At 62.8% G+C, this 12,489-nt stretch carries 14 protein-coding genes; 7 read left to right on the top strand and 7 right to left on the bottom strand.

Annotated features, from left to right (window positions below):
- Positions 1-527: SDR family NAD(P)-dependent oxidoreductase (locus VGP39_RS06840; RefSeq protein ID WP_327567345.1), on the bottom strand; the 527-nt coding region annotated here is incomplete at its 3' end.
- Positions 528-620: 93 nt separating this feature from the next.
- Positions 621-851: a hypothetical protein gene (locus VGP39_RS06835; RefSeq protein WP_327567344.1), complete on the bottom strand. Its 231-nt coding sequence runs from the start codon at positions 849-851 to the stop codon at positions 621-623.
- A 400-nt stretch (positions 852-1,251) separates the two neighbouring features.
- Here VGP39_RS06835 and VGP39_RS06825 point away from each other — a divergent pair, with 400 nt between their 5' ends.
- Entirely contained in the window at positions 1,252-1,539 is a 288-nt protein-coding gene (locus VGP39_RS06825) for a HigA family addiction module antitoxin (protein WP_327567342.1), read from the top strand.
- 5 nt (positions 1,540-1,544) lie between these two features.
- Here the strand turns inward: VGP39_RS06825 and parE are convergent, their stop codons facing one another.
- A complete protein-coding gene (gene parE / locus VGP39_RS06820) occupies positions 1,545-3,581 on the bottom strand; it encodes a DNA topoisomerase IV subunit B (RefSeq protein WP_327567341.1) in 2,037 nt (678 codons plus the stop codon).
- A gap of 572 nt (positions 3,582-4,153) precedes the next feature.
- Here parE and VGP39_RS06815 point away from each other — a divergent pair.
- The 5 genes from VGP39_RS06815 (at position 4,154) to argC (ending at position 8,295) form a co-directional block, all read left to right on the top strand.
- Positions 4,154-4,684 carry a DedA family protein gene (locus VGP39_RS06815; RefSeq protein WP_327567340.1) on the top strand — a complete coding sequence of 177 codons (531 nt, stop codon included), beginning with the start codon at positions 4,154-4,156 and terminating at the stop codon, positions 4,682-4,684.
- Between the two features lie 126 nt (positions 4,685-4,810).
- Entirely contained in the window at positions 4,811-5,047 is a 237-nt protein-coding gene (locus VGP39_RS06810; RefSeq protein WP_327567346.1) for a hypothetical protein, read from the top strand.
- Between the two features lie 199 nt (positions 5,048-5,246).
- Positions 5,247-6,236, top strand: coding sequence for an MBL fold metallo-hydrolase (locus VGP39_RS06805; protein WP_327567339.1), 990 nt, complete (start codon positions 5,247-5,249; stop codon positions 6,234-6,236).
- A 374-nt stretch (positions 6,237-6,610) separates the two neighbouring features.
- Complete coding sequence (locus VGP39_RS06800; protein ID WP_327567338.1) at positions 6,611-7,291, top strand: FMN-binding negative transcriptional regulator; 681 nt, start codon at positions 6,611-6,613, stop codon at positions 7,289-7,291.
- Entirely contained in the window at positions 7,291-8,295 is a 1,005-nt protein-coding gene (gene argC, locus VGP39_RS06795) for an N-acetyl-gamma-glutamyl-phosphate reductase (RefSeq protein ID WP_327567337.1), read from the top strand. The genes VGP39_RS06800 and argC overlap by 1 nt, the downstream gene beginning before the upstream one ends.
- A gap of 104 nt (positions 8,296-8,399) precedes the next feature.
- Here the strand turns inward: argC and VGP39_RS06790 are convergent, their stop codons facing one another.
- Positions 8,400-9,440, bottom strand: a complete 1,041-nt coding sequence (locus VGP39_RS06790; RefSeq protein ID WP_327567336.1) for a glutamine synthetase beta-grasp domain-containing protein — start codon at positions 9,438-9,440, stop codon at positions 8,400-8,402.
- A gap of 322 nt (positions 9,441-9,762) precedes the next feature.
- Between VGP39_RS06790 and VGP39_RS06785 the strand changes: the two genes are divergently transcribed.
- Entirely contained in the window at positions 9,763-9,951 is a 189-nt protein-coding gene (locus VGP39_RS06785) for a DUF2735 domain-containing protein (protein WP_327567335.1), read from the top strand.
- 32 nt (positions 9,952-9,983) lie between these two features.
- Here VGP39_RS06785 and VGP39_RS06780 read toward each other — a convergent pair whose 3' ends face one another.
- The 3 genes from VGP39_RS06780 to VGP39_RS06770 form a co-directional block, all read right to left on the bottom strand.
- Complete coding sequence (locus VGP39_RS06780) at positions 9,984-10,925, bottom strand: glutaminase (protein ID WP_327567334.1); 942 nt, start codon at positions 10,923-10,925, stop codon at positions 9,984-9,986.
- Positions 10,926-11,128: 203 nt separating this feature from the next.
- Positions 11,129-11,527: an MAPEG family protein gene (locus VGP39_RS06775; protein ID WP_327567333.1), complete on the bottom strand. Its 399-nt coding sequence runs from the start codon at positions 11,525-11,527 to the stop codon at positions 11,129-11,131.
- A 73-nt stretch (positions 11,528-11,600) separates the two neighbouring features.
- Positions 11,601-12,489, bottom strand: an 889-nt coding sequence (locus VGP39_RS06770) for a PHA/PHB synthase family protein (RefSeq protein ID WP_327567332.1), incomplete at its 5' end; no start/stop codon positions are given.

Genomic DNA, 12,489 nt, shown 5'->3' with positions numbered 1-12,489 from the left:
GCCACCGCGCAGGAGCGGGTGAACTGCACGATGCCGCCTTTGCTCGCGGCATAGGCCGGCGCAAAGCTGGCGCCGAAGATCGACATCATCGAGCCGATGTTGATGATCTTGCCGCCGCCCGCAGCCTTCATCGCGGGGTATACCGCCTGCGAGCACAGGAACGCGCTGGTGAGGTTGGTTTTGACGACGCTGTCCCATTCATCAAGGCTAAGCGCGTGCGGCGGCTTGCGGACGTTGATGCCGGCGTTGTTGACGAGGATATCGATGCGGCCGAATTCGCGCTTAGTGTGCTCGACCATGGCGGCGACCGCGGCCTTGTCAGTGACGTCGGCAATGACCGAGATCGCCTCGGCGCCGCTCTGCCTGAGCTCGGCGACCGCCGCGTCCGATTTCGCCGCGTTGCGCCCGACAATGGCAACGGCAGCACCTGCCTCCGCCAGCCCCCGCGCCATGCCAAGCCCAATGCCGCCATTGCCGCCGGTGACGATGGCGACGCGGCCGGTGAGGTCGAAGGGGGAGGTTGTCATTGAGGTGTCCTTTCCTCGTCATGCCCGGGCTAAGCGCGAAGCGCGTCTTCGCGCAGATGTCCCGGGCATCCACGTCTTCCTTTGTCACTAGTCTTAAAGACGTGGATGGCCGGGACAAGCCCGGCCATGACGAGTTCTATATCGCCGGCCGCGCCAGATCAGGATCACGCCGACCACCGCCAGCGCCGTGCCATACCAAGCCCACTGGATCTGGCTGATCATGAAGCTGGACTGCGGCCAGTTGATGTATCCGGTGCCCTGGCCGATCCAGATCAGGCCGATCAGCAGGCCGAGGATGCCGAAGACTAGCGGAAGACTGCGCATCAAACTTTCTCCCGAGATCGAACCGGTCACATTATTCGATCACAAAAATTGTGGATCCCAAAATCGGAAAGAATTGTTTTTCACCGTTTCGCGTAGTATGATTTTGCCCTGATCCGGTCCTGGCGAAATGCTGCAACCCGCAAGTTATGGGAAGGGCATCCGTCGAACCAATTCGGCGGCCTTGATGTCGAGGCCGCAACGGATTTGTTATTGGCGCTCAATGTCGCCAAAAGTCTTCAGGACCTCAGTCCATTGCGGAGCGTCGGGTTGCACAAGTTAAAGGGCGAACGAAAAAAGCAGTGGGCGATGACGGTCAATACCCGCTGGGCGTATCTGCTTTGAATTTCGCAAAGGCGATGCGTTCGATGTCGAAATCGTCGATTATCACAGGGGATAGTATATGGTTCCCGCAATACATCCGGGCCGGCTTCTGAAACGCGAACTCGGTTCCCGCAAGCTCAGCGCCAACCGTCTGGCGCTCGATCTCGGCGTGCCCTCGGGACGCATCACAGATATCCTCAATGGACGTCGCTCTATCACCGCCGACACCGCGGTGCGGCTCGGCCGCTATTTCGGCAACAGCGCGCAATTCTGGCTCGATTTGCAAAGTCAGTACGATATCGCCGTGATCGAACGCGAGAAGGGCGCGGACATCAGCCGGCGGGTGAGACCTGCGGACGCGGCGTAAACCCCTCACACGTCCAGCAAATCCTCGCGCGCGAACTCCGCCTTGTCCGAGATGAACGCGAACCGCGCTTCGGCCTTGGTGCCCATCAGCCGCTCCACCGAATCGGCGGTGCCTTCGCGGTCGTCGGCCAGCAGCACCACGCGGAGCAGCGTGCGCTTGGCCGGGTCCATGGTGGTTTCCTTGAGCTGGGCCGGCATCATCTCGCCGAGGCCCTTGAAGCGGCCGACGTCGACCTTGGCATTGGCGTTGAATTCGCTCTTCAGTAGCTGGTCCTTGTGGGCGTCGTCGCGGGCATAGACCGTCTTGGCGCCATGGGTGAGGCGATAGAGCGGGGGGACGGCGAGATAGAGATGGCCCTCGTCGATCAGCCGCGGCATCTGCCGGTAGAAGAACGTGATCAAGAGCGAGGCGATATGGGCGCCGTCGACGTCGGCGTCGGTCATGATGATGATGCGCGAATAGCGCAAATCGTCTTCGCGGTACTGCAAGAGCGTGCCGCAGCCGATCGCCTGCATCAAATCGGCAAGCTGCGCGTTAGCGGTCAGCTTGTCCTTGGTGGCGGAGGCAACGTTGAGGATCTTTCCGCGCAGGGGGAGGATGGCTTGGGTCTTGCGGTCGCGCGCCTGCTTGGCGCTGCCGCCGGCCGAGTCGCCTTCGACGATGAACAGTTCGGAGCCTTCGGCGGCGGTATTGGTGCAGTCGGCGAGTTTTCCGGGAAGGCGCAGCTTCTTCACCGCGGTCTTGCGGGAGATTTCCTTCTCGGCGCGTCGGCGCAAGCGCTCGTCGGCGCGTTCGATGACGAAATCCAGGAGCTTGTTGGCCTGCAGCGGATTGCCGGACAGCCAGTGGTCGAACGGGTCCTTGATCGCCTGCTCGACGATGCGCTGCGCCTCGGCGGTGGCGAGGCGGTCCTTCGTCTGGCCCTGGAATTCCGGCTCGCGCACGAACACCGAGAGCATCACGGCCGCCCCGACCATCACGTCTTCGGAGGTCACGCTGGCGGCGCGCTTGCCCTGGCCGACGCGCTCGGCGTGGTCCTTCAGGCCGCGCAGCAGCGCGCTGCGCATGCCGGATTCGTGGGTGCCGCCGTCGGGCGTCGGCACGGTGTTGCAATAGGACGACAGGAATCCGTCGGCGTCGGCGGTCCAGGCCACCGCCCATTCGCAGGCGCCGTGGGCGCCATTGCGGCCGGATTTGCCCGAAAAAATGTCCGGATGCACCAGCGTGTCGGCATGGATCGCCGCGCCGAGGTAATCCTTCAATCCACCCGGGAAATGAAAGCTGTCCTCGGCCGGCACGTCGTCGACGCCCTTGAGCAGGTCGGGGTCGCAGCGCCAGCGGATTTCGACGCCGCCGAACAGATAGGCCTTTGACCTCGTCATCTTGAACAGGCGCTGCGGCTTGAATGCCGCCTTAGCCCCGAAAATCTCGGCGTCCGGCCTGAAGCGGATTTTGGTGCCCCGGCGGTTGTTGATCTTGCCGAGGTCCTCGAGCTTGCCCTTAGGGTGACCGCGCTCGAACGCCATCCGATAGAGCTTCTGGCCGCGCGCGACCTCGACCTCGAGCCGGGAGGACAGCGCATTGACCACGGAGACCCCGACGCCGTGCAGGCCGCCCGAGGTCTCATAGACCTTGGAGTCGAACTTGCCGCCGGAATGCAGTGTGCACATGATGACTTCAAGCGCGGATTTTTTCGGAAATTTCGGGTGCGGGTCGACCGGGATGCCGCGTCCGTTGTCGGTGACGGTCAAAAATCCGTCGGCGTTCATTTCCACTTCGATGAAGGAGGCGTGGCCTGCCAGCGCCTCGTCCATGGCGTTGTCGATGACTTCGGCGAACAGATGATGCAGCGCCTTTTCGTCGGTGCCGCCGATATACATGCCGGGGCGGCGGCGCACCGGCTCCAGGCCTTCCAGCACCTCGATGTCGGCAGCGGTATAGCCGGCCTCGGCGCCCGAACCGCGCGGCGCAGCTTTGGCCGGCGACCGGCTTCGTTCCGGAGCGTCAAACAGATCGGTCTTGATTTTCAATGGTTTAGACATATCTTTTCATGTGTTGCGCGCGCTCAAAGCGCAGCGAATCGGCTGCTCTGACTATGCCACGGATGAGCTTAAATAGTGACGCACCGCGTCGGGTTCGATATTGAGCCGTCAATGGTCGAGATTGGTCATAGGCCGGAAGGAACACATGCCGGTTTTCCGTCGCGCTGCCGAGCGACACTGGCTGAGCTGGTTCGCCGCGCCGAACGGGCGATGAGGTTGTACTCGCTCGCTGCGGCAAAGCCGTTGCGCGGCTGGTCCAGTCACGGCGATGCCGACGGCGGTCGATCGAAGGGCCATCCTGGACAAGGTGCGCGCTTCCGGGCGGAAATCCGCAATGGCCGGCCCCGGCGCGGCGCGAAGCCAGGTTTTTTGTATGGCGAAGATGGGTTGCCGCGATAGTCGCGGTCGCGCTTACGCAGACCTCGCGCAGCGGGAAAGCTCACGCGCGGTCCCCGTCATTGTGACTTGATGTGAGGCACGGGGCTGGCCTACCAGTTCGGCCACCGGACCTGTAAAACAGGTTCCAGCTGCTGCGCCCGGCCGGGCAAACTGAGGCAAAAGGGCGTCAGGGAATGGAAGAAGCGTTTCGCGGCATCGCCGATTTTGTCCGCGATCATCAGGCCTGGGCCGCGCCCATCGTTCTTGTGCTGGCATTCGGCGAGTCGCTTGCGTTTATCTCGTTGCTGGTCCCGGCCTGGGGCGCGCTGGTCGCGATCGGCGCCCTGATTGGCGCTGCCGATATCTCCTTCTGGCCGGTCTGGATCGCTGGTGGCATCGGAGCTGCCCTTGGCGACTGGCTGTCCTACTGGTTCGGCTTCAAATACAAGGAGCACGTCGCGCAGATGTGGCCGCTGTCGCGCTATCCCGATCTGCTGCCGCGCGGCGAGGCCTTTGTGAAGAATTGGGGCGTGCCCAGCATTTTCATCGGCCGGTTCTTCGGGCCGCTGCGGGCGTCGGTGCCCCTGGCGGCCGGCATTTTCGAGATGCCGTATTGGCGCTTCCAGGTCGCCAATTTCGTCTCCGCGCTGATATGGGCCGCGGCGCTGCTGCTGTTCGGCGACGTGATTTCGCTGATCGTGGAATGGCTGTGGCGCGCGGTTTGAGGCCACCGGCAACAACCTGCGCCGCTAAAACGGCGATGCTGAGCCTTCAAAAATTCCGATCTTTCAGCTGCCGGTTGTGGTGGCGCATTCCTCCAAATGTTAAATCTGGTCGTTGGGGAGATGACGGTGGCTTGGGCATTTGATACATTGGGCTATGCCAAACGGCTGCGGGATGCCGGCGTTCCCAACCCGCAGGCGGAGGCTCATGCCGAGGCCGCGCGTGAGTTCATCATGACCGAGCTCGTGACCAAGCAAGATTTGCAGACCGCGATCGATACCCAGACGCTGCGTCTGACCGTACGCCTGGGAGGAATAGTCGCCACTGGCGTCGGCCTCCTGGCGCTGTTGTCCCGTCTGCACTAATCAATCACTCGATATCGCCGGGATTCCAGACGCCTCGCCCCCGGGGGAATAAGCCATTGTGGTAGGTGTTGATTCCCTCACAACCGTGCACTTCGCATACCTGTTATCGCGCGGGGCTTAAAATGCTGGTAGGGGTTGCGCGATAACAAACCGCCAGACGGGTTTCGCACCAATCAAATCTCACAGGGAGGACATCACCATGGAACTGACCCGACGTCATGCACTGGCCGGCGCCGCCGCGCTCGCCGCCACGCCGCTGCTGCCGACCGTCTCCGCCAAAGCGGCCGCGCCCGCGGCCGACAAGCAGGCGCCCAGTTTCTATCGTTACAAGGTCGGCGATGCGCAGGTGAACGTCATTTCCGACGGCGTCAACAATTTCGCGCTGCCCGAAACCTTCGTGCTCAACGCGAAGAAGGACGAAGTCAACGCCGCGCTCGAAAAGGCTTTCATGCCGAAGGACAAGATGTCCGTGTACTTCGCGCCGCTCGTGATCAATACCGGCGGCAAGCTGGTGGTGGTCGATACCGGCAACGGTCCGGCCGCCTTCGCATCGAGCAAAGGCAATGTCGGGCAATTCGCCGGCAACATGGCCGCCGCGGGGCTCGATGCAAAAGCGGTCGACATCGTGGTGATCTCGCATTTCCACGGCGACCACATCAACGGCCTGCTGACGGCGGACAATGTGCTGGCGTTCCCGAATGCCGAAGTGCTGGTGCCGGCGGCGGAATGGAAATACTTCATGGACGACGGCGAAATGGGCAAGCAGACCACGGACCGCATGAAGGGCGTGTTCGCCAATGCCCGGCGCGTGTTCGACGCGGGCCTCAAGAAGAAGGTCACGCCGTATGAACCCGGCAAGGACGTTGCACCGGGGCTGCAATCGGTGGCTACCCTCGGCCACACGCCGGGCCACTCCTCGTTCATCCTGTCATCCGGTTCCGACAAGGTGTTCATCCAGTCCGACGTCACCAACCTTCCGGCGCTGTTTGTCACCAATCCGGGCTGGCATCTGATGTTCGATCAGGACCCGGCGATGGCGGAAGCCACCCGCCGCAAGGTCTATGACATGCTGGTCGCCGACAAGATGCGGGTACAGGGCTTCCACTACCCGTTCCCGGCCAATGGCTATGTCGAAAAGGATGGCAACGGCTACCGGCTGGTGCCGGCGCCGTGGAATCCAGTGATCTAGAAAAAACCCCGTGCCCCGGACGCAGCGCAGCGCGTAGCTCTTGCGAAGCGGTGCGCTGCAGAGCCGGGGCCGTAACGAGCGCCTGTCTTTGGTACGGTCCCGGCTCTGCGGAGCGGCATGAAGAATGCCGCACCGCGTCCGGGACACGATTGGTCCCTTGACGAAAACCGGGTGCGGCCTTATAGCCGCGCCCATGATCGACGCCGCGACCATGCTCATCGCTCGCCGCCGCCGCACATCAGCGGTATGGGCGGCGTTACGCGTTCAAGATTTGCGCGTCTGATTGTCGCCCCTGCCGCCGGATATGATCCGCGGCACTTTCTTGCATCCAGCGCGATCCGGTCCGGCGGCTCCATCACCAGCAGGAGACCGCCATGTATGCCCCACCGTTCTTCCAGCCCGACCGCGCCGCCAGCCTCGCGTTTGCGGCCGCGCGCGGCTTCGGCACGGTCTGCGCGCATGACGGATCGAAGCCGGTCGCCTCTGCGCTGCCGTTCTGCCTCGAATATCTGAACGACGGCACGCCTGTCGCGGCGTTCCACGTCGCGCGCGGCAATACGCTGGCGGCGCTCGCGGGCGGCAAATCGCATTGGCTGATTGCGGTCAATGGCGCCGACACCTATGTGTCGCCGCACTGGTACGCGTCGCCGGATCAGGTGCCGACCTGGCTTTATCAGGCCGTGCATTTCTCAGGTCCGGTCCGCACCATGGCCGGTCACGAACTGGCCGGGCATCTGGATGCACTGAGCGGGAAATTCGAAAGCTGGCTTGCACCGAAGCCGCCGTGGACGACAAGCGAGATGACCGCCGGGCGGCGCGAGGCGATGATGAAGGCGATCGTGGGGCTGGTGATGACGGTCGAGGACATCGAAGGCAGTTTCAAGCTGAACCAGCACAAATCCGACGTCGATCACGCGGCGGTCGCGATCGAGCTGTCGCGGCAAGGCGATGCCGATGCGCAGGGAATAGGAAAACGGATGGTCGCGCTGCGGCCGCACTTGGACTACAAATCACAGGTCGCCGTCGGCGGGCCCGCGGATGGAAGGAACACGTAATGAGCCTCTCCGAAACCAGCCGGCCGAAAGGCCGGGCGCCGGCCGCAAAAACTGCCGCAAAACCTGCCGTGTTCGTCGATGGCGCTTCCGGAACGACGGGGCTTGAGATTCGCGAGCGCCTCGACCGGCAAAGCGACGTGGCCGTGAAAAGCATCGCTGAGGACAAGCGCAAGGATCAGGCGGCCAAGCGCGCGCTCATGGAGGAGGTGGACCTCGTCATCCTGTGCTTGCCCGATGACGCCGCGAAGCAAACCGTCGCGTTGATCGACGGCATGGGAACCGCGGCTCCCAAGGTGCTGGACGCTTCCACGGCGTTTCGGGTCGCACCGGATTGGGTATACGGCTTCCCGGAGCTCGCGCCCGATCAGGCCGACAAGATCCGCACCGCGCGAAAAGTCTCGAACCCCGGCTGCTATCCGACCGGTGCGATAGCGCTGCTGCGGCCGCTCGTTGATGCCGGCCTGGTGCCATCAGATTATCCGGTCGCCATCAACGCGGTCAGCGGCTATTCCGGCGGCGGCAAGTCGATGATCGCTGGCTTCGAGGACGGCACCGCGCCGGCCTTCGAACTCTATGGCCTCGGCTTCGAGCACAAGCACGTGCCGGAGACGCAGCTCTACGCAAATCTTTCGCGCCGGCCGATCTTCGTGCCATCGGTCGGCAATTATCGGCAGGGGATGCTGGTCTCGGTGCCGTTGCATCTCGATACGCTTCCAGGCAAGCCGGATGCCGCCGACCTGCATGCCGCGCTGGCCAAGCGCTATGCGACAAGCACCTATGTCTCGGCGATGCCGCTCGACAACAATGCGACCAGGAGCGGACGGCTGGAGCCGCAGGCGCTCAACGAGACCAATATGCTCGAGCTCTATGTCTTTGCCAGCGCCAAGCACCGCCAGGCCGTTCTCGTCGCGCGGCTCGACAATCTCGGCAAGGGTGCTTCGGGCGCGGCCGTGCAGAACATGCGGCTGATGCTGGGAATTCCGGAGGGCAGCGGCATCGCTTAGCCTACGTCATGCGCGGGCTTGACCCGCGCATCCATCACGCTTCGCAAAAGGCTTTTTCAAAAGATGGATGGCCGGGTCAAGCCCGGCCATGACGCTTAGAACGCTTACGCCGCGACCGCCTTCTTGGCGGTCGGGACCGACGCGATCGTCTTCAAAATCTGCGAAGCGATGGCGTAGGGGTCGCCCTGCGAGTTCGGGCGGCGGTCTTCGAGATAGCCCCTGTAGGCACCGTTCTTGACGAACGAGTGCGGCACGCGGACCGAGGCGCCGCGGTCGGCCACGCCGTAGCTGAACTTGTTCCAGGGAGCAGTCTCGTGCTTGCCGGTCAGGCGCTTGTCGTTGTCGGGTCCGTAGACGGCGATGTGGTCCATCAGATTCTCTTCAAAGGCCGCCATCAGTGCTTCGAAGTATTCCTTGCCGCCGACCGTGCGCAAATACTCGGTCGAGAAGTTGGCGTGCATCCCCGAGCCGTTCCAGTCGGTGTCGCCGAGCGGCTTGCAGTGATACTCGATGTCGATGCCGTAGGTTTCGGTCAACCGCTGCAACAGATAGCGGGCCATCCACATTTCGTCGGCAGCTTTTTTGGAGCCCTTCCCAAAAATCTGGAATTCCCACTGGCCCTTCGCGACTTCGGCGTTGATGCCTTCGTGGTTGATGCCGGCGAACAGGCAGAGATCGAGATGCTTCTCGACGATCTCACGCGCGACCGGACCGACATTGCTGTAGCCGACGCCGGTGTAATAAGGGCCCTGCGGCGCAGGATAACCCGTCGACGGGAAGCCGAGCGGGCGGCCGTCCTTGTACATGAAGTATTCCTGCTCGAAGCCGAACCAGGCGCCTTCGTCGTCGAGAATGGTGGCGCGCCTGTTGGTCGCGTGCGGAGTGACGCCGTCCGGCATCATGACTTCGCACATCACCAGAACGCCATTGGTGCGCGCGCCGTCCGGATAAACAGCGACCGGCTTCAGCACGCAGTCCGAGCTTCTGCCTTCCGCCTGCAGGGTGGAGGAGCCGTCAAAACCCCACAGCGGCAGCTGTTCGAGGGTCGGGAACGAATCGAATTCCTTGATCTGCGTTTTGCCGCGCAAGTTGGGTGTCGGCGTGTATCCGTCGAGCCAGATGTACTCGAGTTTGTATTTTGTCATTACCTATCTCTCGTGAGCTGATGACGAAGATCTTGTTCGTGTTCTGCCGGCCAACGGCACCCGGCCGCCAACCGCTTGGAGCTTCCCGAAGCACTAAACATGCCAATCCATGCAGCAAATTGTCGCCATGCAGACATTGAGCAGGGCCGCCGCGGCTCAGCATCGGCGATGCCAGCGCAAGATGCAAAATGGTCGCTGCTGATATTGTATGCATTTGCTGGTTTTTTGGCAGGCAAACTGAGCAAAGTGAGTGCAACGGGCCTATATTGGATCGACCCAGCGACTCGCGCATTGAAGTGGCGCGTGCAAACGGAGACGATCGATGACGACGAGCATTCCTGGTGGGTCCGCCCAGATCTACGAATTTCCGCCGCGCGGCCGCTTCGCGCTGAACGCCCGCGACGAATCTCGACCGAGGACCAGCCTTGAATCTCAGCCGCTTGTGAAAGCGGCTGCCGGCAGCGGCTGGTATCACGAGGCCGCGATAGAGGAAGCGGCGCGGAATAACTGAGCGCGCCGCCGACGTGCCGCATCGACGTCGCATCAGACACCGAAGATCGACCAGCCCATCCGTTTGCTCAAGGCTTCCAGCGCAACGCGGCCAAGATGCGAGTTGCCGTGGACGTCCAGGCCCGGCGACCACACCGCGATGGAAGCCTTGCCGGGCGCGACCGCAAGAACGCCGCCGCCGACGCCGCTCTTTCCCGGCAAGCCGACGCGAAACGCGAATTCTCCCGAACCGTCATAGTGGCCGCAAGTCAGCATCACTGCGTTGATGCGGCGTGCGCGCTCGGCCGAGACCGCGGAATGGCCGGTGGAAGGATTGACGCCGGACCAGGCGAGATAGCGCCCCGCCATCGCAAGCTGCCGGCACGACATCGCGATCGCGCAGTGATGGAAGTAGACGCCGAGGACGTGGTTCACTGGATTGTCGAGCACGCCGAACGACTTCATGTAGTTGGCGAGGGCGATGTTGCGGAATCCGGTGCGCTGCTCGGATGCCGCCACCGACTCGTCGATTGCGATCGACGGATCGTCGGCGACAAAGCGCATGAAGCGCAGGATTTCGCCGAGCGCCTCGCGCGGCTGATGTCCCGACAGGATCACGTCGGTGACGGCGATGGCGCCGGCATTGATGAAGGGGTTGCGCGGCTTGCCGCGCTCATATTCGAGCTGGACGATGGAGTTGAACGGGCTGCCCGACGGCTCGCGGCCGACGCGCTGCCACAGCTTGTCGCCGACCAGGCCGAGCGCCAGCGTCAGCGTAAAGACTTTTGAGATGCTCTGGATCGAAAACGGCATCTCGCTGTCGCCGGCGGACGCGACATTGCCGGCCCCGTCGACCACCACGAGACCGAAGCGCTTGTTGTGAACGTTTGCCAGTTCCGGGATGTAATTCGCAACCTCGCCGCGGTCCGGCCGCTGCGCCATCTCGTCGGCGATTTCCTTGACGATGGTGGTGAGGTTGGAGACGGATCGGCTCATCTTGTTCCAGGACTCATTCAACGCTCATAAGCCTCATGCAACAAATGCGCCTCAAGAGGTTCTGCGTTCCCCGGACGCAGCGCGGCGCGTAGCCCTTGCGGAGCGGTGCGCTGCAGAGCCGGGGCCCAGCTATCTTCGCTAAACCGGGGGTCCCGGCTCTGCGGAGCGGCATGAAGAATGCCGCACGGCGTCCGGGATACGGGTCAGAGGATCTTGAAAATCGCCAGCGCGAGCACCGCCTGCGCGATGAAGCCGACGGTGAACGCCAGCGTGCGGAACACCGGAAGTCCCATGGTGTAGACGATCAGATGCGCGACGCGGGACCAGAAATAGACCGCACAGGCCAGCACCGTCCATTTGCTGGAGTAGTCGGCGGCGTTGAGGATCAGCACCAGCGGCGCGAACACCACGAGATTCTCAACCGCATTGTCATGCGCGAACATCAGCCGGTTGGCCCATTCGGCTTGCGGCTTGTCGGCGCGCGACGGATTGGCCATCGCGCCGCCAAGGCCGCGCACCTGGCAACGATTGAGGATGTAGGGAACCCACATCAGGCCGGTCAGAATCACCGTCCATGTCAGCCAGAACAGTTCGCGCGTCATAGGTTCCCCCTCAAAGGTTTTCGAATCCAGTCCCGGCGGGACGACCTGTTATATGCAAAGGCGCGCCGTTAGGCTACGCGCGGACCCGGACATAGCTGCCCGGCGCGTCCTCGATCGCGGGGAGCGCCTCGGTGCCGACCGCGCGCGCCGGAACTTCTTCCGCATCGATGCTGCTGAGCCATTGGCGCCAGTCCGGCCACCATGAGCCCTTGTGCTCCTGCGCGCCCTTGAGCCAGTCGGCGAGCGTGATGTCCTTGATGTTGTCGTTGGTCCAGAACTGGTACTTGTTCGACGCCGGCGGATTGACCACGCCGGCGATATGTCCGGAGCCCGAGAGCACGAATTTCACCGGACCGCCGAAAAACTGCGAGCCGTACAGCACCGAATCTGCCGGTGCGATATGATCTTCTTTTGTCGCCAGATTGTAGACCGGCACCTTGACCTTCGACAGGTCGAGCAGCGTGTCGTCCAGCACCATGCTGCCGGTGGAGAGGCGATTCTCCAGATAACAGTTGCGCAGGTAGAAGGAATGGTTGGCTGCGGGCATCCGCGTTGCGTCCGAATTCCAGTGCAGCAGATCGAATGACGAGGGCGTCTTGCCCTTCAGATAATTGCTGACGACATAGGACCAGATCAGGTCGTTCGAGCGCAGCATGTTGAAGGCCATCGCCATCTTCGAGCCTTCGAGCACGCCGGAGGCCTGCATGTCGCGCTCCAGCGCAGAGATCTGGTCTTCGTCGACGAACACCAAAAGATCCCCGGCGTGGGTGAAATCCACCTGCGCCGCGAAGAAGGTCGCCGAGGCCACACGCTGGCGGCGTTTTTCCGCAAGCCATGCCAGCGTGGTGGCGAGCAGGGTGCCGCCGACGCAATAGCCGGCAGTATGCACCTTCAATTCGCCGGTCGCCTTCTCGATGGCATCCATCGCCGCCAGCGGGCCTTCCTTCATGTAGTCGTCGAAG

Source organism: Bradyrhizobium sp., from assembly GCF_036009065.1.
GTDB lineage: Bacteria > Pseudomonadota > Alphaproteobacteria > Rhizobiales > Xanthobacteraceae > Bradyrhizobium.
This window is presented reverse-complemented; position numbering and strand designations above follow the sequence as displayed.

Bases quoted from the DNA above. Each gene is read 5' to 3' on its own strand.
- VGP39_RS06815 (WP_327567340.1), top strand. From the start codon at position 4,154: ATGGAAGAAGCGTTTCGCGGCATCGCCGATTTTGTCCGCGATCATCAG.
- VGP39_RS06835 (WP_327567344.1), bottom strand. From the start codon at position 851: ATGCGCAGTCTTCCGCTAGTCTTCGGCATCCTCGGCCTGCTGATCGGC.
- VGP39_RS06790 (WP_327567336.1), bottom strand. From the start codon at position 9,440: ATGACAAAATACAAACTCGAGTACATCTGGCTCGACGGATACACGCCG.
- parE (WP_327567341.1), bottom strand. From the start codon at position 3,581: ATGTCTAAACCATTGAAAATCAAGACCGATCTGTTTGACGCTCCGGAA.
- VGP39_RS06800 (WP_327567338.1), top strand. From the start codon at position 6,611: ATGTATGCCCCACCGTTCTTCCAGCCCGACCGCGCCGCCAGCCTCGCG.
- argC (WP_327567337.1), top strand. From the start codon at position 7,291: ATGAGCCTCTCCGAAACCAGCCGGCCGAAAGGCCGGGCGCCGGCCGCA.
- VGP39_RS06780 (WP_327567334.1), bottom strand. From the start codon at position 10,925: ATGAGCCGATCCGTCTCCAACCTCACCACCATCGTCAAGGAAATCGCC.
- VGP39_RS06785 (WP_327567335.1), top strand. From the start codon at position 9,763: ATGACGACGAGCATTCCTGGTGGGTCCGCCCAGATCTACGAATTTCCG.
- VGP39_RS06825 (WP_327567342.1), top strand. From the start codon at position 1,252: ATGGTTCCCGCAATACATCCGGGCCGGCTTCTGAAACGCGAACTCGGT.
- VGP39_RS06805 (WP_327567339.1), top strand. From the start codon at position 5,247: ATGGAACTGACCCGACGTCATGCACTGGCCGGCGCCGCCGCGCTCGCC.
- VGP39_RS06775 (WP_327567333.1), bottom strand. From the start codon at position 11,527: ATGACGCGCGAACTGTTCTGGCTGACATGGACGGTGATTCTGACCGGC.